General features: G+C 28.3%; 26 protein-coding genes. 13 read left to right on the forward strand and 13 right to left on the reverse strand.

The genetic code is table 11. From position 1 onward, the window contains the following. Window positions 1-80: 80 nt before the first annotated feature. The 3 genes from Q1A46_RS04160 to Q1A46_RS04170 form a co-directional block, all read right to left on the reverse strand. Window positions 81-3020, reverse strand: coding sequence for a TonB-dependent receptor domain-containing protein (locus Q1A46_RS04160; RefSeq protein WP_299674339.1), 2940 nt, complete (start codon window positions 3018-3020; stop codon window positions 81-83). Between the two features lie 14 nt (window positions 3021-3034). Next, complete coding sequence (locus tag Q1A46_RS04165) at window positions 3035-4027, reverse strand: FecR family protein (protein WP_299674342.1); 993 nt, start codon at window positions 4025-4027, stop codon at window positions 3035-3037. A gap of 83 nt (window positions 4028-4110) precedes the next feature. Beyond that, on the reverse strand, window positions 4111-4677 hold the full coding sequence (locus Q1A46_RS04170; protein WP_299674345.1) for an RNA polymerase sigma factor: 567 nt from the start codon (window positions 4675-4677) through the stop codon (window positions 4111-4113). 140 nt (window positions 4678-4817) lie between these two features. Between Q1A46_RS04170 and ychF the strand changes: the two genes are divergently transcribed. Further along, window positions 4818-5909, forward strand: a complete 1092-nt coding sequence (gene ychF, locus Q1A46_RS04175) for a redox-regulated ATPase YchF (RefSeq protein ID WP_299674347.1) — start codon at window positions 4818-4820, stop codon at window positions 5907-5909. Between the two features lie 76 nt (window positions 5910-5985). Here the strand turns inward: ychF and Q1A46_RS04180 are convergent, their stop codons facing one another. The 5 genes from Q1A46_RS04180 to Q1A46_RS04200 all read right to left on the reverse strand — a co-directional run bounded on the left by Q1A46_RS04180 (window position 5986) and on the right by Q1A46_RS04200 (window position 9036). Continuing rightward, a complete protein-coding gene (locus Q1A46_RS04180) occupies window positions 5986-6201 on the reverse strand; it encodes a hypothetical protein (RefSeq protein WP_299674349.1) in 216 nt (71 codons plus the stop codon). A 92-nt stretch (window positions 6202-6293) separates the two neighbouring features. Then, on the reverse strand, window positions 6294-6467 hold the full coding sequence (locus tag Q1A46_RS04185; protein WP_299674351.1) for a hypothetical protein: 174 nt from the start codon (window positions 6465-6467) through the stop codon (window positions 6294-6296). A 149-nt stretch (window positions 6468-6616) separates the two neighbouring features. Then, entirely contained in the window at window positions 6617-6793 is a 177-nt protein-coding gene (locus Q1A46_RS04190) for a hypothetical protein (RefSeq protein WP_299674353.1), read from the reverse strand. 81 nt (window positions 6794-6874) lie between these two features. Then, the gene (locus tag Q1A46_RS04195; protein ID WP_299674355.1) at window positions 6875-7819 is read right to left on the reverse strand and encodes a hypothetical protein; all 945 of its coding nucleotides are present in this window, start codon (window positions 7817-7819) and stop codon (window positions 6875-6877) included. Window positions 7820-7920: 101 nt separating this feature from the next. Beyond that, a complete protein-coding gene (locus Q1A46_RS04200; protein WP_299674357.1) occupies window positions 7921-9036 on the reverse strand; it encodes an AraC family transcriptional regulator in 1116 nt (371 codons plus the stop codon). Window positions 9037-9238: 202 nt separating this feature from the next. On the opposite strand from Q1A46_RS04200, the gene Q1A46_RS04205 reads away from it, so the two are divergent. From Q1A46_RS04205 to Q1A46_RS04235, 7 genes are all read left to right on the forward strand, one after another. After that, the gene (locus Q1A46_RS04205) at window positions 9239-9982 is read left to right on the forward strand and encodes an NYN domain-containing protein (RefSeq protein ID WP_299674359.1); all 744 of its coding nucleotides are present in this window, start codon (window positions 9239-9241) and stop codon (window positions 9980-9982) included. 316 nt (window positions 9983-10298) lie between these two features. Then, window positions 10299-11162, forward strand: coding sequence for an RNA polymerase sigma factor RpoD/SigA (locus tag Q1A46_RS04210; RefSeq protein ID WP_299674362.1), 864 nt, complete (start codon window positions 10299-10301; stop codon window positions 11160-11162). 28 nt (window positions 11163-11190) lie between these two features. Further along, window positions 11191-11382 (forward strand): 30S ribosomal protein S21, encoded by a 192-nt coding sequence (gene rpsU / locus Q1A46_RS04215; RefSeq protein WP_299674364.1) that lies wholly within the window; start codon window positions 11191-11193, stop codon window positions 11380-11382. Window positions 11383-11612: 230 nt separating this feature from the next. Continuing rightward, window positions 11613-11804, forward strand: coding sequence for a cold-shock protein (locus Q1A46_RS04220; RefSeq protein ID WP_095072037.1), 192 nt, complete (start codon window positions 11613-11615; stop codon window positions 11802-11804). A gap of 217 nt (window positions 11805-12021) precedes the next feature. Continuing rightward, window positions 12022-12918 (forward strand): DMT family transporter, encoded by an 897-nt coding sequence (locus Q1A46_RS04225; protein WP_299674370.1) that lies wholly within the window; start codon window positions 12022-12024, stop codon window positions 12916-12918. A gap of 45 nt (window positions 12919-12963) precedes the next feature. After that, window positions 12964-13635: a DUF2461 domain-containing protein gene (locus Q1A46_RS04230; protein WP_299674373.1), complete on the forward strand. Its 672-nt coding sequence runs from the start codon at window positions 12964-12966 to the stop codon at window positions 13633-13635. 199 nt (window positions 13636-13834) lie between these two features. Next, window positions 13835-14125, forward strand: coding sequence for a hypothetical protein (locus Q1A46_RS04235; protein WP_299674376.1), 291 nt, complete (start codon window positions 13835-13837; stop codon window positions 14123-14125). Between the two features lie 160 nt (window positions 14126-14285). Here Q1A46_RS04235 and Q1A46_RS04240 read toward each other — a convergent pair whose 3' ends face one another. Genes Q1A46_RS04240 through Q1A46_RS04250 form a run of 3 tightly spaced genes read right to left on the reverse strand, consistent with a single transcriptional unit; the run spans window position 14286 to window position 17051 of the window. Further along, window positions 14286-15035: an SDR family NAD(P)-dependent oxidoreductase gene (locus tag Q1A46_RS04240; RefSeq protein WP_299674379.1), complete on the reverse strand. Its 750-nt coding sequence runs from the start codon at window positions 15033-15035 to the stop codon at window positions 14286-14288. 54 nt (window positions 15036-15089) lie between these two features. Beyond that, entirely contained in the window at window positions 15090-15653 is a 564-nt protein-coding gene (locus tag Q1A46_RS04245) for a TetR/AcrR family transcriptional regulator (RefSeq protein ID WP_299674382.1), read from the reverse strand. 60 nt (window positions 15654-15713) lie between these two features. Next, the gene (locus tag Q1A46_RS04250; protein ID WP_299674385.1) at window positions 15714-17051 is read right to left on the reverse strand and encodes an MATE family efflux transporter; all 1338 of its coding nucleotides are present in this window, start codon (window positions 17049-17051) and stop codon (window positions 15714-15716) included. Window positions 17052-17113: 62 nt separating this feature from the next. Between Q1A46_RS04250 and Q1A46_RS04255 the strand changes: the two genes are divergently transcribed. The 5 genes from Q1A46_RS04255 (at window position 17114) to Q1A46_RS04275 (ending at window position 21144) form a co-directional block, all read left to right on the forward strand. Continuing rightward, a complete protein-coding gene (locus tag Q1A46_RS04255) occupies window positions 17114-17515 on the forward strand; it encodes a thioesterase family protein (protein ID WP_299674388.1) in 402 nt (133 codons plus the stop codon). A gap of 28 nt (window positions 17516-17543) precedes the next feature. After that, window positions 17544-18656 carry a DEAD/DEAH box helicase gene (locus tag Q1A46_RS04260; RefSeq protein WP_299674391.1) on the forward strand — a complete coding sequence of 371 codons (1113 nt, stop codon included), beginning with the start codon at window positions 17544-17546 and terminating at the stop codon, window positions 18654-18656. A gap of 15 nt (window positions 18657-18671) precedes the next feature. Then, window positions 18672-19292 (forward strand): trimeric intracellular cation channel family protein, encoded by a 621-nt coding sequence (locus Q1A46_RS04265; RefSeq protein WP_299674394.1) that lies wholly within the window; start codon window positions 18672-18674, stop codon window positions 19290-19292. Window positions 19293-19328: 36 nt separating this feature from the next. Continuing rightward, window positions 19329-19883 (forward strand): LysM peptidoglycan-binding domain-containing protein, encoded by a 555-nt coding sequence (locus tag Q1A46_RS04270; protein WP_299674397.1) that lies wholly within the window; start codon window positions 19329-19331, stop codon window positions 19881-19883. A gap of 184 nt (window positions 19884-20067) precedes the next feature. After that, complete coding sequence (locus Q1A46_RS04275) at window positions 20068-21144, forward strand: energy transducer TonB (protein ID WP_299674401.1); 1077 nt, start codon at window positions 20068-20070, stop codon at window positions 21142-21144. A gap of 39 nt (window positions 21145-21183) precedes the next feature. Here Q1A46_RS04275 and Q1A46_RS04280 read toward each other — a convergent pair whose 3' ends face one another. Then, a complete protein-coding gene (locus Q1A46_RS04280) occupies window positions 21184-22596 on the reverse strand; it encodes a TolC family protein (RefSeq protein WP_299674405.1) in 1413 nt (470 codons plus the stop codon). 5 nt (window positions 22597-22601) lie between these two features. After that, window positions 22602-23966, reverse strand: coding sequence for an HlyD family secretion protein (locus Q1A46_RS04285; RefSeq protein ID WP_299674408.1), 1365 nt, complete (start codon window positions 23964-23966; stop codon window positions 22602-22604). Between the last annotated feature and the right edge of the window lie 4 nt (window positions 23967-23970).

Genomic DNA, 23970 nt, shown 5'->3' on the forward strand with positions numbered 1-23970 from the left:
TTATTTGGTTAATTAACAGTTCTGTTATACTATGCTTAAGTAATTCTATGTTTTTTTATACTCTAAATTTTAAGAAAAATTTAAAACTTAGCTAAAATTTTACTGTAATAAAAGGCTCCGTTCGTTCCCATTTGAACAGCGTCCCATAAACCTCCACTATCAGTATTTTCGCCTTGTACAGTAGGATAGGTGTTGAATAAGTTATTCGCCCCAATTTGGAAAGAAAAATTTTTATTGAAATTGTAAGATAAATGTGAATCTAAGGTAAGTTTTGCGTCATAATTATCTATGGCAGCTTTAAATCGCTCTTCTGAAGAGTTATTATATTCACTAATAGGATTATTAATTTGCCAATCGATGAGTTGTAAGCTACTAAATTGAGTTAATGTATTACTAATTGAAAACTTCCCTGTTGTAAAAATTGAATTTAAAATGATTTTGTAATCAGGAGCAGAAGCTTTTAAAAAAAACTGTTCTCTAATACCGAAGAATGTTTCAGGATTTAAGTTCTCATAATTAATTCGGGTAATTTTCATATCATTCACATTACCACTTAAGTTGAAGCTTAACCTTGAATTCCCCCACTTTTTTAACCAATTTAATTTAAAGTCGATTCCAAAAGTATTTGTACTAACTCCATTCGCAAAAAATTGAACGTTTTCTGCATCTGTGTTTAATAAAGAAGCATCAAAATTTCCACTTAAAATAATTCGATCTTTAATAAAAATATGATATGCATCTACTGAAAAACTCAAATTATTTGAAAACCTATGATGATATCCTAAACTATAATTTTGAGCTTTTTCTTCTTTTAATTTTTGTATTCCAAATTGTCGAGTGATGGGATTATTATTGGCTATTAAAAATGATTCTGTAGGAACATTATCAATATAATTAGTGAATTTTAAATTGTAATAAATTTGAGCTAAAGATGGAGCTCTAAATCCTGTACTGAAGGAAAATCTAAGATTTGATTTAGGAGTTATTTTGAGGTTAGAAGCAATTTTAGTATTAAAAGAATTACCGAAATCACTATAATTTTCATAACGAATTGCTGTAGCTAATATCCATTTTTTGGTAATATCAATTTCGCCATCTACATAAAAACTAAAACTAGTTCTAGTTCTATCAACTTCGTTAATTGGAGCATAACCTGGAAATCCTTGAGAACCACCAGGTCGTATAATTCCATTAAATGTAGGAATTAAGTTTGTTGGTGTATTGTTAGTGATTATATTTCCATTGAGATCATAAGATTCATATGAAAAAGGTTCACCAGCAAAAATTTTATAGTTTTCAATTTTATTCTCCAAACCTAAGGCGATATGTAAACCTTCTAAAACACCAGAAAACTGCCTAGTTAAATCGATATTTGTTGTATTTTGATTTAAACTATGTCCACCAGCATCAAATTCATTCGGAGAGCTTTCTAATAACGTTGCATTTAGCGTTTCTTTGATAAAATAATGAAAATAATTGTTTCCATAGCTATTGCTAAAATCTACATTCCATCCATTTATTTTTCCCTTAAATCCAAGAGTAAAAGATTTATCAGAAATATTAGTAGTAATTAAAGGATTAAATCCATCTGGAAAAATAGCTTGAACATTCCTTTCGCTATCAAAAGGTCTAGTAAAAGCATATGCGTCTGTGTTTTTAAAATTGTAACCACCATTTGTATACGCCTTTATTGAATTGGATACAGGAATTTCAGCATTAAAAAAAATACTACTACTTGTTACTGCTGCATCACCATAATTTTCTCTAATAACAGTTCCTTGTCTAAATGTATGTCCTTTGGTTAAAAATTCTGCAGATAAGTTTACAAAACCATTCTTTTTAATTGGCGCTCCATAATTTACTTCAGTTTTAAAAGTTAAACCATCAACACCTTTTTTAGTTGTATTTTTATTATTATTTGCATTATAAAAACCGAAAGTGGAGTTAATATTGGTTTCATTAGGATTATCATTTAATACAATATTAATAACTCCTGCAATTGCATCTGAACCGTACTGAGCAGAAGCTCCATCTTTTAAAACTTCTATTCTTTTAATAGCAGAAGTAGGAATTGTATTTAAATCAGTTCCAGAATTTCCTCGACCTCGTGTTCCATATAAATTAATTAATGAAGTTTGATGTCTTCTTTTTCCGTTGATAAGAACTAGAGTTTGATCTGGACCTAATCCTCTGTATGTAGCTGGAATTATGTGATCTGCTCCGTCTGAACCTGATTGTTTGGTTGCATTAAAAGAGGGAATTTCAGTTTGAATAAGCTGATTCACTTCTAAAAGTTCACTTTTCTTAATTATAGATTTTACATCTATAACTTCTGTAGAAACAGGAGAATCTATTTTTTGTCGTTTCGAATTTCTTGATCCAACAATAAAAACTTCATCCAATTGCACACCAGATTTTAAAACAACTTGAATATAATTTTGATTCGGAAAAATCATTTCATTAACAAAACCTATATGGGAAATATTTAAAGGATTATTTTTTAAGAGTTTTAATTCAAAACTCCCATCACGTCTTGTGATAGTTCCGTTTTTAGTGTTGCTTTCGATTACATTAGCTTTGTGTATGGGATTGTAATATTCATCTAAAACAATTCCTCTAACAATTGTTCTTTTTTTTAAACTGATTCGTTTTATGCTATCGATATTTTTCTCTGAATCATCTTTAAATCTAGTTGTAGAATCTTTATAAGCATAATTTTTATCTGGTTTAAAAATCACGTAATATTTATTTCCTAAATACTCAATTTTATATGAAGTAACTTTTTTTAATAAAGCAATAGATTGTTTTAAGGAAAGATTTTGAAAAGGAGTAACATCAACTTTATCCGTTTTAATAATCAAAGGATTGTAAGTGAAATATACGTCATGCTTGTCACTAATATTTTCTAAAGCATCTGCTAAAGGAATATAGTTAGGTTCTTGACTAAAGAGGTGTAATATATTAATGAAAAGAAACACCAATACATGAGAAAATTGGCGATAAGTGTTTCTGTATAGCATTAAAAATAGTTTGATTAATTTTTATAAACTACTAGTATACTATTTTCTTTTTGAATTTTAATGTTTGTAGACTTTTTTATCGCATTCAAGCAAATTTCAAGATCTGTTGTAGGCACTTTACCGGTGATTAAAATATCTTTTGTTTCGGTTTTATTGTATTTAAATTCAATGCCATAGTTTTCAGATACTTTAGCCAAAGCTTCTTCTAGAGTTGCATTATCGAAAATAAGATTTCCATTCTTCCATGAAATATGGTCATCTATTGTATTATTGTTTTCATTAACAACAATTTTCTGGGCTAAGGAAGAATACTCGATATAATTTCCAGGAATCATTTTTTGAGCTTTTCCATTATTCAAGTTTAGTAAAACGCTTCCTTCTTCTAAAAACACATTAGTTTTATCTTCTGAAGTTTTTACATTGAATTGTGTACCATAAACTTCAACAATTAAGTCTTTTGTAGTAACTTTAAACTTAGCTTGTTTAGCTAGGTCTTTTTCAACTTTAAAATAAGCTTCCCCAGATAGCTTTATATTTCTTGGATCATTCTTTTTGTAACTTATAGATGAATTTGAGTTTAATGTAACTATAGATCCATCTTTTAAAGAAACATCTAACATTTCTCCGTAAGCTGTTTTATGTGTAACAGTAGAAAAATTAGTATATACAAATACGCTTAAAGAAATAAATAATAGAAGTGAAGCAGCAGCAGAAAAATAATTCAACTTAAAAGTTCTCTTATTTTTTGTTGAATTTTTCTTATTCTGAAGTTTAGCTTCTAATTTTTCCCATTCAGTATCTATTTTTTCTTTAGAAACTGTTTCCTGTTTAAAATTAATTCCTACAATGATATCTTTAGCTTCTGCAGCCAAACTCATATGTGTAGAATTTTCTTTTACCCATACATCCCAAAAAGAGTCTTTAGTATCAGTAGTGTCTAAAGCCCAACTATTAAAGGATTTGTCCTCTAATAAATCTTGAATTGTATGGTATTTCTTATCTCTCATTAAATTAATAGTGTAAAGTACACTGCGTATTTTACTATTAAAAGCATATAAATTATTAAATATACTCTTTTAAGTATGCAAATTTATGAATTTAATAATTTAACAATGCTTTCTTCTTCTCTAAGATTTTTTATGGCCTTGTGTAAAGTATTAATAACACTTTGATAATTTATTCCCATAGTCTCAGCAATTTCAGTAGGTTTAAAGTTACAGTTGAACTTTAAATAAATAACTTCTTTTTGCCTTTTAGGGAGTTGATTAATCAATTTTGCTAAATTTTTATTCCTAAATGTTAGGGATTCTTGTTTGGTTATAAATTCTTCGGGAGTGAAACTTATGTCTACAATATTAGTATCGATGTTTCTAATAATTGTATACTTTTTTGTTTTGCTAATTTTCTTAATAATAAATCTTCTGAAGGAGGAAAATAAGTATGGAGCGATAGATTGAAGATCACTTAAGTTTTCTTTGTGCTCATATATGTACACAAAAAAGTCCTGTAAGGCATCTTCTGTTAAAGCTTCATCTCTAGAAATTTTTAAACCATAACTATGTAATGAAGGGTAGAACTTTTTAAAAAGTACAGAGAACGATTTAAGATCTCCTTCTTTTAAAGATTTCCACAAAATTTCATCAGATAATTCGTTCATTAAATAACAGGTTAAGCGTCTAAATTAAAAAAATGCTTTAATTTAAAAAAGAAACCATCTAGGTTTTTAAGTATAAAGGTCTTAAAAAGTAAAGTATTGTGCTATATTTGCAAACGCAAAAAAATATCAATTTATACTAAATGAAAGCTGGAATTGTAGGATTACCTAATGTTGGAAAATCAACTTTATTTAATTGTTTATCAAACGCTAAAGCGCAAAGTGCAAACTTTCCATTCTGTACAATAGAACCAAATTTAGGAGTTGTAAATGTACCTGATTATAGATTAGAAAAGTTAGAAGAATTAGTAAATCCTGAAAAAGTTATTCCTGCTACTGTAGAAATCGTTGATATTGCTGGATTAGTAAGAGGAGCAAGTAAAGGAGAAGGTTTAGGAAATCAGTTCTTAGCAAATATTAGAGAAACGGACGCGATCTTACACGTATTAAGATGTTTTGATAACGATAATATTGTACACGTAGATGGTTCTGTAGATCCAATCCGTGATAAAGAAACTATCGATATCGAATTACAACTTAAAGATTTAGAAGCAGTTGAAAAGAGATTAGAAAAAGTTAAAAGAGCTGCGAAAACAGGAAATAAAGAAGCACAAACAGAACTAGCTTTATTAGAAAAAATTCAAGAAGTTTTATTAGCTGGAAAATCTGTTCGTACAATAGAGTTCACAGAAAAAGAAGAAGAGTTAGTAAAAACTATGCAGTTTATTACTGCAAAACCTGTTTTATATGTATGTAATGTAGATGAATCTTCTGCTAAAGATGGAAATGCATATGTAGATAAGGTGAGAGAAGAAGTAAAAGATGAAGAAGCAGAAATTATTGTTTTAGCAGTTGCTACCGAAGCAGATATTGCTGAATTAGAAGATTATGAAGAGCGTCAAATGTTTTTAACGGATATCGGATTAGAAGAGCCAGGTGTTTCTCGTTTAATTCGTTCTGCATACAAATTATTAGACTTACAAACATATTTCACAGCTGGAGAAAAAGAAGTTAGAGCTTGGACAATTCCTGTAGGTGCTACTGCACCACAAGCAGCTGGTGTAATTCACACAGATTTTGAAAAAGGATTTATCCGTGCAGAAACTATTAGCTATAGCGATTATGAAGAATATGGAAGTGAAGCTAAAGTGAAAGAAGCTGGTAAAGTTAGAGTAGAAGGTAAGGAGTATGTTGTTGCTGATGGTGATGTAATGCACTTCAGATTTAACGTGTAAAAAATCTTTCTAAATAATATAAAAAATGCTGTGTAGAAACACAGCATTTTTATTTTAAAGATGATAAAAGTTTTATTTAATATACGTCTAAATCGCTAAAACCATTATCACTACATTGATAACCATGACAAGTATAACGACTTAAGTGTGGGTAAACACGAAGCCATTCAGCTTTACTACCAGTACAACAATAGTTATGTTCTGTTGGAGCTGGTAAATTATTTCCTCCAGTAATTGATTTTAGGTGAATTATATTTAATTTTTTTCCTAAGTTTAAGATTGATTTTTTCATAATATTGAATTTTAATATTTGAGTTTAATTTTCTATCATTTAAAGACTTTCATAATCTTTTATTCCCTTATTTCAAATAACTAAGCTCACTATTAATCATTATCCCAATGACCATTAACAGATCCGGGACCAGAACTAAAAGTCGCTACATTAGAAATATCTTCTCTCCAATGACTATTAGAAGTATTTGATTTTCCTCCAGTGATACCTAAAGTTTTTTCTTTTTCTATTTTAAAAGTTTTAAACTGTGTGAAATTAGATTTCATTTTAAATATTTTTAAATGTTTACTTATTAAAATTAAAGATATTAAAGGATGAGATATAATAAAAAACTTGATTTTTTTGATCTAAAAATTATGAAGACTTTATTTTAAAAAATCGCCTAAAAAAGGAGCCTTTAGGCGATTTCTTTTATTTAGCTACAGTTTTGATTTAATACTTTTCTAGCCCATTTTCTATCTCCTTGAAAACCGCCACCGAAGATAAGGTCTTCTAATGTTTTACAATATTCTTCTCTAGGTACTCCGCCTAGTACTTTTCTTTGTTCACTTATACTCATTACACTACCTAAGTTTAAAATTGAATTTTTCATAATAATATTGATTTAAAAATAAATGTATTCCTTGATCATTTATCGACATTCAAGGTGTATGTCCGTTTCGCGAAAGTGTTTTTAAATATCGTTCGGCAAGTATATTTTTCTTAAACCTCCTTGTTGACCAAATTCAGAAACATAAAGAATTCTATTCTTTACGTCTACAGTTATTCCATTAGGTCCATTAAATGAAGCTTCTGTAAAGTTTCCATCTTTAGTTACAGCATTACCTGTTCCTATTAATTCAGTTATAGCACCAGTTTTAAGAGAAACTGAGAAAATTTTATTTACAGCAACTCCAGTCGCAAAAACTGTATCATTTAAAACGGTAATATAACCTATGCCAAATCCGCTAATAACAATGTTTGGAATTGTAGTAATTGAAGAAACAATTCCTTCTTCTGTAATAGATAAGATTTCTGCGGTAGCAAAATTGGCAACAATTAAATTTCCTTTACTATCAAAATCAATTCCTACGCATCCTGTTAATCTAGGATCTGAAGCAAAAATTGAAACATTTCCTTTAGGAGTAATTTTATGAATATTAGGCTCGATAAAGTTTGTTGTGTAGATGTTATCGCCTTTATCTAAAGTTAAACCAGATGGCCAACCAGAAATTGTAGCTAATATGTTGTGATTACCATTTGGAGATATTTTTAAAAGTTGTCCGTTAGCAGTATTATTAGCATCGTTTATGTAAATATTTCCTTTGGAATCAATTCCATTGCCAAGAGGACCAGATAAATTTGTAATACTATCAGTAACTATTCCAGTATTTGTAATTTTAAATAATTTAGTTCCTGTTCCACCAGTATTCAAAAACCTACCATATTCAGAAACAATAATATTTCCGTTATTATCAATAGCTATAGCATCATTTCCTGAGAAGTTTGGGATAATGGTTTCAACTAAAGGCTCTCTCTCTTCAGTATCTTTTATACATTGAGAAAAAGCAAAAGTTATAATAATTATTGGTATAATTTTAATTGAAAAATTGAAGTAATTCTTTTGGAATTTTATCATCATGTTTAGATTTATGTTTGAATCAAAACTAGATGGATAAAGCTTCTTAATCGACTGAAATTATACAGTCGCACTTAAAAACTAAGTTTATACGTACGAGTTTATACAGAAATACTTAAATTTTTTATGTATTCTGTTGGTGTTTGTTGCATTATAGTTTTAAATGCTTTATTGAATGTAGATTTAGAGTTAAAACCAGAGTCTAATGATAAAGCTAATAGAGTATGATTTAAATGTTCTCCTTTCCTAATTTTTTGAATAAAATCTTCAATGCGATAGGTGTTTATATAATCGTAAAAGTTAGATTTATGTACATTATTCAATAACCAAGATAAATTATTAGTAGAAGTTTTAAGTTCTTTAGCCAATTGTGATAATGTGAGTTTATGATTTAGGTAAATTTTATTATTAATCATCAGATTATCCAATTCATTTGTTAATCTTTCTATTTCTTGATCATTTACTCGCTCTTTTTTAACTGTATATTTTTTATTCTGAAGTTGAACTCTAAAAATTTCTGGTTGCTTTAAACTATAAAACCCTACGATATAAATAAAAACAGTTAGGCTTATCCAAATTGAACTATAGCTTATATAATTTAAAATTTCAAATTTTAAAAAGTAGTTAGAAAAACTAATAATCCAGAAAAGAATAGATGCACTAATTCCAAAAATTATAAATGATAAATACTGATATACATTTTGTGTATATGAAAGCTCATTCTTTTCTTTCATTTTATATTTTTTAATCATCAGATATGTTAATGAAAAATAAAATATATTAGAAAGTAGCGCTAAAAATTCAGTAGTAAAATAAATAAAGTCAAATCGACCTGCTCTAATCATTGCTATTAAGTCTGTGTAATTAATAAAAAGTAATCCTAAACTATAAATCAAATGTATAATAGCTGGAACGTAATGATAAAAAGCAAGATTTTTTTTATGATTTGTAAGTAATTTGTTAGTGTAAGCATATAGTAATGGACCGAAAATAAAAATTACGGTTTCAAATATCATAGCCAACCGATATAATAAAGGTGTATAATATTTGAACAGGAAAATTCGACCTATTAGCATTAAAGTAGCCGAAAATAATAATAGAGAAAGTATTTTATTCGCTTTTCTATTGTTTTTGCAAACAAATAAGATTGTAAAACCTAAGAAAATCCCTTGACTTACTCCCAATAATAATATTAAATCGATAAAGTTAAATTTCATATCATTTTTTTAGCAAATCTAATTTACTTTGAGACGAAAATAGACCGTTTGTATACAAAACTACGCTTTTTTAAAAGCTTAATTCAATACTTTTAATCATTATGACTTTTAAAAAAGATATTAAATAAACTTTTCTATACATTTTTACAGGCAATAAAATTTATATTCTTAGTTTTAAATAATTAATTGAAATTACTATCACATGAATAATAATTTAGCAGTACTTATAGATGGAGACAATATATCTTCAAGCTATGTTGAAGAAATGATGGAAGAAATAGCTAAATATGGTAATCCTACAATTAAAAGAATTTATGGAGATTGGACAAAGCCTGGGCTAACGAAATGGAAAAATTTACTTTTAGAAAATGCGATAATACCAATTCAGCAATATGGATATACTCGAGGTAAGAATGCTACAGATTCTGCAATGATTATCGATGCTATGGATATTTTGTATAGTGGTAAAGTAGATGGTTTTTGTTTGGTTTCTAGTGATAGTGATTTTACACGATTAGCTACAAGATTACGTGAAGCTGGAATGACAGTGATTGGAATAGGAGAGAAGAAGACACCAAATCCTTTTATAGTTGCTTGTGATAGGTTTATTTACATAGAAATACTAAAAAAACAAACAGAAGAGAAAGTAGAATCTAAAGCACCAACGGTTGATAAAATCACAAAAAAAGAAATAGGTTTAATATCTTCAACTATCAATGATTTATCTGATGATGATGGCTGGGCTTTTCTTGGTGATGTTGGTAGTTTAATTCAAAAAAAGAGACCTAATTTTGATTCTAGAAATTATGGATTTGAAAAATTAACACCTCTAATTAAATCAATAGGTAAATACGATATTGAACGTAGAGAGAATCAGAAAAATAAACATCAATTAATATTTGTTAGGATTAAATCTAAAACTACAACTCGAACAAAGAAAAATTAACACACATAAATTTTAAAGTTGAATAATCCTTTTTTTATCTCTAACAAAGGGCTACCTTTGAGAAATATATTTAAATTGTAAATTAAATTACAAACGGATTCTTTAGTTTAACTTTCTTTCACTAAGACAATCAGACAACTTATCCCTATTGCGCTTTAATTCTTTTCTATTTATATGAAACTCAATTATACTACCTGAATAAGGTTTTTTTAGTTGAAAATGAAAAACTTGTATTAATATTTAAGTTTTTTATTACGCTAATTCAAATTTGATGAGTTTACTAAACTAATGACATTTAATTTAAGAAGTTAAGCGTATGAGACAACTCAAAATTATTAAACAAGTTACCAACAGAGAATCAAAGTCTCTTGATAAATATTTACATGATATTGGTAAGATAAGTTTGATAACAGCTAATGAGGAAGTCGAATTAAGTAAAAAAATACGTGAAGGAGATCAAAAAGCATTAGAAATTTTAGTAGGTGCAAATTTACGTTTTGTAGTTTCTGTAGCAAAACAATACCAAAATCATGGGTTAAAGTTGATAGATTTAATAAATGAAGGAAATATAGGTTTAGTAAAAGCGGCTCAACGTTTTGATGAAACAAGGGGATTTAAATTTATATCATATGCAGTTTGGTGGATTAGACAGTCTATATTACAAGCTTTAGCAGAACAATCTAGAATTGTAAGATTACCTCTAAATAGAATAGGAGACATTAATAAAATTAATAAAGCTGTTGTACGTTTAGAACAAGACAATGAAAGAGCTCCTTCAGTCAATGAAATAGCTAAGTTTCTAGATATGTCTGTTACTAATGTTAAGGAATCCATGAAGAATTCTAGTAGACATTTATCTATGGATGCTCCTTTGATAGATGGTGAAAATTCTAATCTATACGATGTATATAGTTCAGGAGAATTGTCTAATGCAGAAAAAGAGTTAAATACTCAATCTTTGCGTATTGAGATTGAAAGAGTCTTAAAAACATTATCTCCAAGAGAATCAGATGTGATAAGATTATTTTATGGCTTGGGAGAAGAAAACTCAATGACATTAGAAGAAATAGGAGAAATTTATGATTTAACAAGAGAAAGAGTTCGACAGATAAAAGAAAAGGCTTTAAGACGATTAAGACATGTATCTAAATCAAAATCTTTAATAGCCTATTTAGGATAAAAATAATTAATAAATAATAATAACAAATATGTTAATAATAAAAGTAAAGGACGGTGAGAATATCGATAGAGCATTAAAACGATATAGAAAAAAATTTAAAGACACAAAGCTTTTACGTGAACTTAGAGGTAGAAGAGAATACGTAAAGGAATCTGTTAGAAGAAGAGAAGAAGTGAAAAAAGCAGAATATAAACAACAAGTATTATTAAAAGATAATTAATATTATTTTGTTTTATTAAAAAATAAAGAACTACATTTGCAGTGTTCAAAATAGAACGCCTTTTCAAATTAGGGTAGTACAATAAGTTTTTTTGAGTTTTCTCTTTCCTTCTTTATTCCAATTACTTTATTTTTTCAAGTGTTTTTTTTAGACTTAAATGTAAGTTAATACTATTCATTTACGTGTTCTAATTTGAATAAAAAAGAATATTAAAATATAAATTAAGTAAAATGCAAGAAGGTACAGTAAAGTTTTTTAACACTACAAAAGGATTTGGATTCATAACAGATAATTCAGGACAAGATATTTTTGTTCATAATTCTGGTTTGATAGATGAAATTAGAGATGGTGATAAAGTACAATTCGAAACTGAACGAGGAAAAAAAGGAATGAACGCAGTTAATGTAGAAGTTCTTGACTAAAATGTATTAAAATATCTCCAAAGACGTTTGGAGATTCTTTTTCATAGCAATTTTCCCACTCAATCTTTGAGTGGGTTTTTTTATGATAAAACTGATAATTATTTTTTGGAGTTTACCTTTTGATAATCATTCTGTTATGTGTTTTTTATTGTTTTGACAGTTGTAATTGTAGTTTTTGTTAAAGAATAAAGACTAAAACAAGCTGTATTTTTACTTCATGAAAATTAGAAATAAGCAATTATTAGGTTTTATTATCGGAATTTTAGGGATCGTTTTGTTTTCTTCAAAAGCAGTTTTGGTAAAGTTATTATACAAACACGATGTTCCGATGATCACTGCTTTATTTTTAAGAATGATTTTCTCTTTTCCATTTTATGTTTTTATTTTAATATCTTCTTCAAAAAAGAATACAAATAGTAAAATTTCTACAAAGAACTTTATTTGGATTTTATTTTTTGGTTTTGTAGGATATTACTTGGCAAGTCTTTTCGATTTTATTGGTTTAACTTACATTAAAGCAAGTTTAGAAAGGGTTATTTTATTTGTATATCCCACAATTGTTCTCTTATTTAATTTCCTGTTTTTAAAAGAAAAAATTAGCAAACAACAACTTGTAGCGACATTAGTTACTTACATAGGAATAGCAATCGCTTTTGGTGCCGAAGTTTCTGTTTCAGGATCTAATGTAGTTTTAGGAGGTTTCTTTGTATCATTATCGGCAATTACTTACGCATCATATTTGGTTGGAACAGGTTGGTTAATTCCTAAAATAGGAGTGGTTCGATTTACATCTTACGTTATGTTGGTATCTTGTATTTGTGTATTTATTCATTACGCTATCATTTCAGAAACATCTATTTTTAGTTATTCCTCAGAAGTATATGTATTAGGTTTTTTAATTGCCATTTTTGCAACAGTAATACCTTCCTTTTTAGTTTCTTGGTCTATTAAATTAATATCTTCTTCAAATTTTGCCATTTTAGCATCATTAGGACCAGTTTCTACTATAATTTTAGCAGTAATTTTTTTAGATGAATATCTTTCATTATTACAATTATTAGGAACATTAGTCGTAATCATTGGAGTGTTGTTAATTTCCAGAAATAAGAAGTAAAGTAGCTTGCTAAAATGTAGTATCTTTATTCTAAAATAAATCTTAATGAAACTTAGCACAGATACTTTTCAATTTTTAAATAAACTTGCTGAAAATAACACGAGAGAATGGTTTGCTGATAATAAACCTGAATTCGATACCATTCAAAAAGATGTAAAACAATTTTACAAAGCGATTCAAGAAAAACTTGAGGTTCATGATGAAATTGAAAAGCATAAGTTTTTTAGAATTTATAGAGATGTGCGTTTTTCAAAAGATAAAACACCTTATAAAACACATTTTGCAGGATCTTTCTCAAGAAATGGTGCACATTTAAGAGGTGGATATTATTTGCGATTAAAACCCGGAGAAAGCTTTTTAGCAGGAGGCTTTTGGGAACCTAATAAAGAAGATTTATTTAGAATTCGAAAAGAAATAGAAATAGATGCTTCAGAATTTAGAGATATTTTAGCTGATACTGAATTTCAAAAGTATTTTGGAGATAAATTTGAAGGAGATGAATTAAAAACTGCTCCTAAAGGATTTGACAAAACGCATCCAGATATTGATTTAATTCGTAAAAAAGGATACATAGCAATTCGAAATTTTACTGACAAAGAAGTACTTTCTTCTAACTTTATAAATGAAATTGATGTCTCATACAAAGCATTACGTCCATTTTTTGATTTAATGAGTTCTGTGTTAACCACAAACTTAAACGGAGAATCAATACTTTAAGTAAAAAGAATTTGATTTTTTCGAAAAGACATATTCAAAGTCTGACTTTTCTGCATTGCAATCAATCTACGGAGTCATGGATAAAACCGAAAAAGCAAAAACAGGTTGATCTTTCTTTTTAGTAACCACGATCTTGATTGGAATAATCTGTCTCACATAAAAACATATTGCTACAAAACAACTTAAAATTAAGAAAAGGATGAAAAAGGATGAAAGTATAATTGAATTAATAACTGAAATAAATAAAGAAATTGGTGAAAGTAAATATTTTTTGAAAGATTTTTGGGAAGGAGATTTATGTGCAATTGGGTTTTCAGATTTAAATGAAGAAATATTAATTTATGTATCGACTTTCGAAAGAGAAAAAGGTAATTATTATATTGAAATAGAGAAATCAAATAAAGAATTTCCCGATAAATATGATATGTTAGATAGAAAAGAAAAAGTAAACTTTAAAGAATTGAAATCGATATTACAGAATTATCTTTAATCGCAGAGTGATATTCAAGGGTATGATTTCTAGGTGCTTGTATCGAAAGTTGTTAAATTTTCGATTAGATACCTCTTATACTTGCATCGGTGTAGCTTATTTAAAAAAATCAATACTTTAAATGTAGTAAACACTTAAAGTATTGATTAAAAACATATAATTAAATTTGGCTTAAACCACCATCAACTTCTAATTCAACTCCGTTAATAAAAGAAGCATCATCAGAAGCTAAAAATAAAGCTGTGCTAGCAATTTCTTCAGATTTTCCAAATCTACCTAGTGGTACAGTTTGAGCAAAGCTTTTCCCCATTTCTTCAACTACTTCTCCAGGTAAATTCATTTTGCCATAAATAGGAGTTTCAATTGGTCCAGGAGCAATTGAATTTACACGAATTCCTCTATCTTTTAATTCAGAAGTTAATACTCTAGAATAAGCTCTTAAAGCTCCTTTACTTGCAGAATAAACACCGAAACCATCAAATCCTTTTTGGTGTACAATTGAGTTTGTAAATAAGATAGATCCACCATCGTTAATATGTGGAATTGCTTCTTTTGTAGCTAAAATTGGTCCCTTTACATTAATATCGAAAACTTCGGTGTAATGCTCATCTGTTATCTCATTTGTTGGAGCAACTGGCGCAACACCAGCATTTAAAAATAACACATCAATTTTTCCGTAGGCATTTACAGTTTCTTCAATTAATTTTTTGTTATCAGATTCTTTGGAAACATCTGCAACTACGGTAATAAATTCACCATTTAAATCCTTTATAGCTTCTACCAAAGCAGTTTCTCTTCTTCCAGATAAAACAACTTTTGCTCCTTCTTCTAAAAATAATTTTGCTGTTGCTAATCCTATTCCACTATTAGCGCCTGTTATTACGGCTACTTTGTCTTTTAATTTACTCATGATAATTAATTTTTATTTGAAACAATCGTTTCAAATAAGGTTAAAAAAAAAATTTTATTCTAATACAGAAAGAATTGTTTTTACAATACTTTGAGTATCTTTTTTGTTGTCCATTAAAATAGTTGAAAGATTAAATCCTTTTAAAGCAGTTAATAGATAAATAGCATATTCATATGCATTTTTCTTGTTGTTAATTGATCCTGTCTTTTGACCTTTTTCTACAATATCTTTAAAAAGATCTATCATGCCATTATCGTTATTCTTTAGAAAAGTATTAATACTATCTTTCTGATTGGCCATTTCAGAAACGCAGTTAGTAATTAAACATCCGTTTTTACATTCTGCATTTGAATAGAAAATACGTTCTAAAGTATTAATATGACAGTCATTTGATGAAATGATTTCGTGAATATGATTTCTTGATTTAGATTGGTAATCTTTTAAACACATCATATATAAATCTAGTTTACTACCAAAAGAGTTGTAAATACTAGATCTGTTCAAACCCGTTGCATCAACAAGATCTTGCATAGAAGTTAAAGTATAACTTTTTGAATGAAATACTTCTGTAACCTGCTGAATGACTAAATCTTTATCAAATGTTTCTGTCTTTGGCATATATTTGAAATGAACGTTTCAAAATTAATCGTTTTTTAGAAACTAAAAATAAATTAAATGTTAATTTTTTAATAAAGCGATTTCTTTACGTACAAAAAAGTAGGTAACAATAGTAGCTAGCAAGTCTGAAATAGGGAAGGAGAACCATATTCCGTCTAATCCATAAAAAATAGGAAGAATCAAAATAAACGGAATCAAAAAGATAGATTGACGCAATAATGTTAATATTAAAGCAGGTTTTGCTTTTCCCACTGCTTGAAAATATGATGCTCCTACTAATTGAAATGCTATAAATGGAGTAGCTAATAAAGTAGTTAAAATAGCATTTGGTGTTTGTTTTAATAATTGCTCATCGTTAGTAAACACAGTTGTCATTTCATAATTAAAGAAATATACAGCAGCAAAAATAAAAATGCACAGAATTGTACCGTACTTGTTTGCTGTGTTTAAAACTTCTTTTACACGATCGTATAAATTGGCTCCATAATTATAACCTGCAATAGGTAAAAAACCTTGTACTATTCCAAAAACTGGGAAAAATATGAACATCATTAAGCGATTAATGATCCCAAAAACAGCTAATGAAGATTCATTTCCATATTTGTATAAAGAATAGTTCAATATAATTGTTAAAACACTAATTGTACCTTGTCTAACAAGTGTTATACTTCCCAAAGAACTAATTTCTGAAACTATAGCTTTATTTAATTTTAACTGATTGAAACGTATTTGTAAACTACTTTTTTTAGAAAGTAAAAAACCAAGAATAAATAATCCGCAAACGGCATAAGCAATAGAGGTTGCTAAACCAGCACCAAACATTCCCCAACCAAATACTTTTATGAATACGATATCTAAAATAATATTTGCTATAGCTGGCAAAATTAAAGCGATCATTGCATAAGTTGGTTTTCCTAAAGCTCTAATAATTGGATTTCCCATCATTGCGTAAGCTAAAAATGGTACACCAATGATTATAATTCTAAAATAAGGAATTGCAGGTTCTAAAATATTTCCATTAGCTCCAAATAGTTTTAAAACAGCTTCTTCAAAAATTAAACATATAGCTACTAAAACAACTGAAGTTAGTGTTGTTAAACTGATTTGATTTCCAAATACTTTTTTAGCTTTTTCAACATTATCTGCTCCTAAAGCCAAAGAAATAACTGAACTTCCTCCAATACCAATAGCCATTCCAATAGAAGAAATTAAAAAACCGATTGGTAATACAACAGTAATAGCAGCAATAGCTAAAACACCAATCCATTGTCCAACAAAAATGGTGTCTACAATCATGTTAATAGACATGACTAAAATACCAATTGCAGCAGGTACAGATTGTTTTAATAATAACTTACTTACTTTTTCTGTGGAAAGTTCACTGGCAACTTGATTCATGATAGTAGAAATTAGGCTACAAATTAACGAAATAATAAGCTTTCTTATGTAAGTTTGTAGTTATGAATTTAAGTAAAGTTTTCACAACAACTAGAGTAGTAGTTTCTGAAGAAATTGACAATCTAAATCATGTTAATAATGTAGTTTATGTACAATGGGTACAAGACATTGCAACACTACATTGGCAACATCTAGTGAAGGATATAAATGCGGATCATTTAATTTGGGTTCTTGTGAAACATGAAATTGATTATATAGGACAAGCAATTTTAAATGATGAAATCACATTAAAAACTTGGGTTGGTGAAACTAAAGGTGTAAAATCTGTTCGTCATGTTGAAATTTTTAAAGAAAACAAACTATTAGCAAAATCGAAAACAACTTGGTGTTTGTTGGATAGTAAAACATTACGACCAACCAGAATTACAGAAGAAATATTTAATTTATTATCTCCATCCGAATAAGACTATCTTTGCGGTCTAAAATATATATATGTCAACTTTTTCAGATTTAGGTGTTCGAAAAGATTTTATTAAAGGATTAAACGAGTTGGGAATTAAAAAACCAACTGAAATTCAAGAAAAAACAATTCCTTTTTTATTAGAAGAAAGAACTGATTTTATTGGTTTAGCACAAACAGGAACAGGAAAAACTGCAGCTTTTGGATTACCAATTTTACATCAGATAAAACCTAATTCAGATACAATTCAAGCCTTAATTTTATCTCCAACAAGAGAATTAGTACAACAAATTAAAAAACAACTTTTTAAGTTTACGAAGTACGTAGATCATAAAATATTTGTAGAAGCTGTATATGGTGGTGAGAAAATAGATAGGCAAATCAAAAATTTACAAAGAACTACGCATATTGTTGTGGCTACTCCTGGTAGACTTATTGATTTAATTGAAAGAGGTGAGATAGACTTAAAAAACATAAAGACTTTAGTTTTAGATGAAGCAGATGAAATGCTGAGCATGGGATTTAAGTTAGAAATCAACAGGATTTTAAAATATACTTCTGGAGAAAGAAATACGTGGTTATTCTCTGCTACAATGCCTGATGAAATAAAAAGGATTGTAAAAAATTACATGAATATCAACGCAAAACGAGTTGAAATTAATCCTGCTTCTGTAGTGAATGAAAATATTACGCATTATTATACTCTAGTAACTTCTGCAAATAAAACAGATGCAGTGATTTCGTTTTTGGAAGGTAGACAAGATGAACGCGGAATTATCTTTGCTAGAACAAAAGCTGGCGCAAGAAAGCTAACAGGAGAATTATTAGAAGAAGGTTTTACTGTTGGTGTTTTAGAAGGAGATATGAAGCAAATAGAAAGAGATAAAGTAATGCGTGCTTTTAAAAATCAATCATTACAATATTTAATTGCTACAGATGTTGCTGCAAGAGGTATTGATGTGCAGAATTTAAATTTTGTAATTCATCATAAACTTCCAGAAAAACTAGAATATTATACGCATAGAAGTGGAAGAACTGCAAGAGCTGGAAATAGAGGAATTTCGCAAGCTTTTATTTCTTCTAGTGAAATAGAAACAATACATCAAATACAAAAAAGATTAAATATTAAGTTCATTAAAAAGTAATATTCAGTTTGTATTATGGATATAATTTACATCATAGACATCTTAGGAACTTTCGCTTTTGCTTTGAGTGGAGCTTTAGTTGCTTCAAAAAAAGAATTCGATCTTTTTGGTGTAATCATCTTAGCTTTTGTAACTGCTGTAGGAGGAGGAATGCTTAGAGATATTCTTATAAATGCACATCCAATTAACTGGATAGGTGATTTAAATTACATTAAAACTATAGCAATAGCAGTGGTTTGTACATTTTTATTTAAAAGTAAAATAGAACCGCTCAGAAAAACTTTCTTTTTATTTGATACCATAGGGATTAGTGTTTTTACTTTATTAGGATTACAAAAAGGTTTAAGTTATAATCTACCTTCTGTAGTTGCTATAATTATGGGAATGGTCTCTGCTGTTTTTGGTGGAGTAATACGCGATGTTTTAACTAGAGAAGTTCCTTTAATATTTAAAAAAGAGATTTATGCTTCTGCCTGTTTAGCTGGAGGTTTAGTATACTTAGTTTTAAAGAATTTTGAAGTGAATGAAAACTTTAGTTTTATATTTTCAGCTTCGGTTATCATTTTAATTAGAACTCTTTCAGTAATTTATAAGTTAGAATTACCAAAAATTAAAGATGATTTATTTAAGAATTAAAGAATAGTTTTTAAATTGCTGTAAATTAATTTTTACATGAATAAAATAGTTGTTTTAGTTTCACTTTTTTTATCAATAGTATCATTTTCGCAAGAAAAAGAATTACCTGAAGGTTGGGATAAAATTTTGTTAGAAGGTAAAATTGCTTACATGAATTTAATTACTGGTGATGTATCTACCAAATTTCCGCAAAAAAAAGCTGTGAAACTTAAAAAAGTAGTAGAATACGATCCAACGATTACTCATACTGTACAAAAAGGAGAAACATTAAGTACAATAGCTAGAAAATATAAAATGCCACTAGCACAATTATATAGATTGAATAGTTTGGTTGATTTTGATACCATTGAAATTGGTGATAAAATTGTTATTGGGTATGAAGAAGATCAAACTAAAAAGAATAAATCAAAAACTATAAATAAGGAACCAATTGCAGATCACTCTGATGAATCTAATTATCATACAGTGACACCAGGTGAAACTTTGTATAGTATTTCTAAACTCTACAATATTACTGTATCATTCCTAAAAAAGAAAAATAAACTTTCTTCAAATACTATTTACAAAGGTCAGAAATTAGTAATTAAATAATTTTTTTATTAAAAAATTGTAAATAAATTACTTTTAAGTGGTTTTTGTTTTGTGATTCCTAAAACTATTCATCGGTACTTTTTAGTCTTTCATCGAAACTTATGTGTTAAAATAGTATGTTAACATGTTGATATAGTATAAGTTTTCTAAATTAGTTGCATGTAAATTTTCAATCCCTCGTATTATGAATAGTAAGTTTTTATACGCAGTAGCTTTTTTTGCTTTCTCGCAAGCATTTTCACAATCTAATAAAACATGTGATACTCCAAATGATGAGCCAGCTCTTGATTTGAACAGTATTACTAAATGTTCTATTAAAGACTCAGATGATAAGAAAACTAAAAAGGTATCTGTTCAAGTTTCTTCGAGAAGAAGAGTAGTAAGAAAAAGAGATGCAGCTTCAGGTGTAATGACAAATGATTATACACACAAGTTAGCTAACATGAAGAAAAAGACAGATATTATAAATAATATAAGCTTCAATAATGCTGGAGGATTAAAAATTATTCCTTTTAATTATGTGGATGAAATTCCTCTTTTTAAAGAGTGTGAAAGCTCTCCAATATACAAGCAAGAAAAATGTTTCAAACAAGCTATTTCTAAGCACATTCAAAAAAATATCAAATACCCAGAGAATTCTTATGATAGAGGAATACAAGGTAGAGTATTAGTTCAATTTACGATTCAAAAAGATGGTAGCATAGGACAAATGAATATAGTTTCACCATATAAAGGAGAAGAATTAGGTAAAGAAGCAGAAAGAATTATAAAAAAATTACCAAAGTTTACACCTGGTAAGCATGCGGGTAAAGAAGTTATAGTAAAATATGGGTTGCCAATTACTTTTAGAATTCCTGGAGTAAAGCCAACAAACTTAAGAAAAGCACCTAAAAAGGCTGTAGTTAAAGATCAAATTTATCAGTTTGCAGATGTAGAAAAGATTCCACAGTTCAAATCTTGTGATGATGCAAATTTAGACTGTTTCAATAAAAGATTAGTACAACATATTCAAGATCATTTTGCTTATCCAGAACAAGCTATTGATAATAATATCCAAGGAAAAGTTAATATCAGTTTTGTAATTAATAAAGATGGAGAAGTTGTAAATGTTTCAGCTAAAGGTCCAGCTAATGGAAAGATTTTAGAATCTTCAGCAAAGAAATTAGTAGAAAAATTACCTGAATTTAAAGCAGCTGTTAAAAACGGAAAAAAGGTAAATACAAAATATACGTTCCCAATTGAATATAAATTGGATGAATAAGATTTAAGAAATAAAGTATCATAATACAGAAAAACCATCCTATTGGATGGTTTTTTTATTATCTACTTCTTGATTATTTAGCATTTGAAATAATGACGCTTTAGATTTTAAAAATTTATTTTTAGTATCTATAAGCTTTAATCTAGTTTCTATAAGTTTTACTTCTCTATAATTAATTCTGAATAAAGAACCTTCACCTAAAATAAACATGCGTTCTTCTGCTTTTACTAATTTTTGATAATCTTTAACTAAGTTTACTAACAAGTCACTTTGTTTATTGGTAGAAAATATTTCATTTTCGATAGCTTTCATTTTATTGTTTAGTTCCACTTTACTAGCAGAAATAACAAAATCCATGTCTTGTAACTTTAGTTTTGCAAGTTTAAATTCTGCCCTTTCTTTTCTTAAAAATAAAGGCACATAAACATTTAAACCTCCTTTGTAATTATTAGTGTCAAAATCAGTTAATCCGTTAATTTTCGGGCTCAAAAAGTTATATTCTAAATCTACTCTTGGTAATAAATTATTCAATTTTAATCTTTTATTTACCAGAAGACCTTGTCTCTTATAATCTAAAGATTTAATCTTTAAATGATTGTTCACATCAATGTCTTGTAACATATTCTGATTAATATCTAGAGCAGTGTCAATTATCGTTGTAGTTTCAGTATCAGGTATAATACGATCTTCTAATTCCAAAGGTAAATTTCCTTCTAGCCAAAGGAAATTAGAAAGCTTTAATTTCGATTTGATGTATTTTAAATTTGATTTTTCAAGATCAAGTTTTCTGTTTTTAAGATTAATATTGGCCTCTAAGGTATCTATTGCAGGTTTATCTCCGGCATTAAAACTTTTCTTTACAATATTGAACCTATTTTCTGCATTATTTAAAAAATCATTGTATATATTTTGTGTTTCATAATTTTTTAACCACTCGAAATAAGTAACAATAGCATCATATAAAATCGAATTCACTAACAAAGTTTGTTTAGCTCTAGCTTGCTGAGTGTATAATTTAGCTTGTTTTAATGTTGCCATTCTCTTATTCATCAGTAAACCTCTTGCTAGAGAAACTGAAACTCCAGCTCCGTATAAACCTTCATTAGGAACATTAGATTCAGGATTTAAAAATATCCCAGAGTTTTGTTCATAATTAGCCTTAAACTCAATTCCATACCAAGTTGGTATTTTGAAAGTGGTATTTAGTTTATCAAAATATTCTGATTTTTTAAACTTTTTACGATCATAATCAACAGAAATTTTAGGATCAAAAGCACCTCGAGCTTTAAGAAGTTTAATTTCTCCTTCAGAACTAACAAGTTGAGCTTGTTTAACAATGGGGTGAAATTCTTTTACGTATCCAATGTATTCAGATAATGATAAAACTTCATTATTTTGACTAAACCCACCAAGTGAAGCTATAACAGAAAAAAAGATTAATAGTTTTTTCATTACTACTATTTTAATTTTTTTAATTTACTCTTCTCAACTTTTTTTGAATCCTGTGGTTGGTAAAAGTTAGGAGGGAAGCTATTAAGTTGTCTCCATAATTCAAACCATATAGGAACATTATCTAAAAGTGCAATAGTTTTTGCTCCAGAACCAACACGAATTGCTGTTGGCCAAGGTTCAGCATCTTTATTTGGAGCTAATAAAACACGATACATACCGTTATCACTAATAAAGTTTTCTATGGCTACAACTTTTGCTCCATAAGTACCATAAGAAACATTAGGCCATCCGCTAAAAACAATTGCCGGCCAGCCATCAAACTGTACACGAACATCTTCGCCAATATGAACCAAAGGTAAATCTATAGGTCTTACATACATTTCTACAGCTAGTTCGTAGTTTGCAGGCATTATTCCAACCAATTGTTCACCTTCTTTAAAAGTTTCTCCAATACCAGATTTTATAGCTTTATTTATAAAACCATCTTGCGGGGCTGTAATGTAAAGTAAACTGCTTCTTTTAGTGTAATTTGCAACGCTTGTTTCTAATTTAGAAACTTGAACTTCAGTGTCTAAAGTTGCAGATTTAGCTGTGAATAAACTACTTCTGGCTTTAGCTAATTTATCTTGATATGTAGCATTAAGGGTTGAAATAGCTAGTTTAGCATTAATAACATTATTTTGAGAAGTTAAATACTTGTTTTCTTGTGAAATTAATTTTGCATTTGCTTCTTGAAACTTAGCACGTTTTTCTTCAACATCTTTAACAGCTTTTAAACCTTCTTTTTGTAAGTTAACTACACGTTCTAATTGAATTTCTGCAATACTTTGTTTAGTTTTTATAGCTTCTAAATCAATACTATCACTTTTAACTTTTAAATGAGCTTGAGTTAATTTATTTTTAGCTTGTTCCAATTTTAAAACTCTTTCATTTTGTAAAGCTTTAATCTGATTTTCAAGAGCTATAACTTTGTTTCTATATGCATCAATAGATTGTGTCTTTATGTTTAACTGATCTTGAGTTCTACGTGCAAGTTGATTATCAAAGTATTCACTTTTAACTTCAGAAATTCTAAGTATCGTATCTCCTTCTTTTACAAAATCTCCTTCTTGAACGTACCATTGTTCTATTCTACCAGGAATTTGGGATTGTAAGGTTTGTGGTCTTTGATTCGGACGTAATGTGGTTACATTTCCTTTACTAGAAATATTTTGTGTCCACGGCAAAAACAAAATGATTAGAATAATTACTGAAAATACCAATAGAAATTGTTTAAATCGTTTATGATACTCTTTAGTAAAAATTTCTTTTCCTGATTTAAAAGTCGTTAAATCGACATTTGTTATTTTATTGTTAGAAATGTTTAGCATCTTT

The sequence above is a fragment of the uncultured Tenacibaculum sp. genome, from assembly GCF_947502995.1.
Taxonomy (GTDB): Bacteria; Bacteroidota; Bacteroidia; order Flavobacteriales; family Flavobacteriaceae; genus Polaribacter.

Coding starts and splice junctions, on each gene's coding strand:
- Q1A46_RS04260 (WP_299674391.1), top strand. CDS start 17,544: ATGTCAACTTTTTCAGATTTAGGTGTTCGAAAAGATTTTATTAAAGGA.
- rpsU (WP_299674364.1), top strand. CDS start 11,191: ATGTTAATAATAAAAGTAAAGGACGGTGAGAATATCGATAGAGCATTA.
- Q1A46_RS04250 (WP_299674385.1), bottom strand. CDS start 17,051: ATGAATCAAGTTGCCAGTGAACTTTCCACAGAAAAAGTAAGTAAGTTA.
- Q1A46_RS04235 (WP_299674376.1), top strand. CDS start 13,835: ATGAAAAAGGATGAAAGTATAATTGAATTAATAACTGAAATAAATAAA.
- Q1A46_RS04280 (WP_299674405.1), bottom strand. CDS start 22,596: ATGAAAAAACTATTAATCTTTTTTTCTGTTATAGCTTCACTTGGTGGG.
- Q1A46_RS04190 (WP_299674353.1), bottom strand. CDS start 6,793: ATGAAAAATTCAATTTTAAACTTAGGTAGTGTAATGAGTATAAGTGAA.
- Q1A46_RS04170 (WP_299674345.1), bottom strand. CDS start 4,677: ATGAACGAATTATCTGATGAAATTTTGTGGAAATCTTTAAAAGAAGGA.
- Q1A46_RS04160 (WP_299674339.1), bottom strand. CDS start 3,020: ATGCTATACAGAAACACTTATCGCCAATTTTCTCATGTATTGGTGTTT.
- Q1A46_RS04200 (WP_299674357.1), bottom strand. CDS start 9,036: ATGAAATTTAACTTTATCGATTTAATATTATTATTGGGAGTAAGTCAA.
- Q1A46_RS04225 (WP_299674370.1), top strand. CDS start 12,022: ATGAAAATTAGAAATAAGCAATTATTAGGTTTTATTATCGGAATTTTA.
- Q1A46_RS04165 (WP_299674342.1), bottom strand. CDS start 4,027: ATGAGAGATAAGAAATACCATACAATTCAAGATTTATTAGAGGACAAA.
- Q1A46_RS04285 (WP_299674408.1), bottom strand. CDS start 23,966: ATGCTAAACATTTCTAACAATAAAATAACAAATGTCGATTTAACGACT.
- Q1A46_RS04220 (WP_095072037.1), top strand. CDS start 11,613: ATGCAAGAAGGTACAGTAAAGTTTTTTAACACTACAAAAGGATTTGGA.
- Q1A46_RS04240 (WP_299674379.1), bottom strand. CDS start 15,035: ATGAGTAAATTAAAAGACAAAGTAGCCGTAATAACAGGCGCTAATAGT.
- Q1A46_RS04210 (WP_299674362.1), top strand. CDS start 10,299: ATGAGACAACTCAAAATTATTAAACAAGTTACCAACAGAGAATCAAAG.
- Q1A46_RS04230 (WP_299674373.1), top strand. CDS start 12,964: ATGAAACTTAGCACAGATACTTTTCAATTTTTAAATAAACTTGCTGAA.
- Q1A46_RS04245 (WP_299674382.1), bottom strand. CDS start 15,653: ATGCCAAAGACAGAAACATTTGATAAAGATTTAGTCATTCAGCAGGTT.
- Q1A46_RS04205 (WP_299674359.1), top strand. CDS start 9,239: ATGAATAATAATTTAGCAGTACTTATAGATGGAGACAATATATCTTCA.
- Q1A46_RS04185 (WP_299674351.1), bottom strand. CDS start 6,467: ATGAAATCTAATTTCACACAGTTTAAAACTTTTAAAATAGAAAAAGAA.
- ychF (WP_299674347.1), top strand. CDS start 4,818: ATGAAAGCTGGAATTGTAGGATTACCTAATGTTGGAAAATCAACTTTA.
- Q1A46_RS04265 (WP_299674394.1), top strand. CDS start 18,672: ATGGATATAATTTACATCATAGACATCTTAGGAACTTTCGCTTTTGCT.
- Q1A46_RS04270 (WP_299674397.1), top strand. CDS start 19,329: ATGAATAAAATAGTTGTTTTAGTTTCACTTTTTTTATCAATAGTATCA.
- Q1A46_RS04255 (WP_299674388.1), top strand. CDS start 17,114: ATGAATTTAAGTAAAGTTTTCACAACAACTAGAGTAGTAGTTTCTGAA.
- Q1A46_RS04195 (WP_299674355.1), bottom strand. CDS start 7,819: ATGATAAAATTCCAAAAGAATTACTTCAATTTTTCAATTAAAATTATA.
- Q1A46_RS04275 (WP_299674401.1), top strand. CDS start 20,068: ATGAATAGTAAGTTTTTATACGCAGTAGCTTTTTTTGCTTTCTCGCAA.
- Q1A46_RS04180 (WP_299674349.1), bottom strand. CDS start 6,201: ATGAAAAAATCAATCTTAAACTTAGGAAAAAAATTAAATATAATTCAC.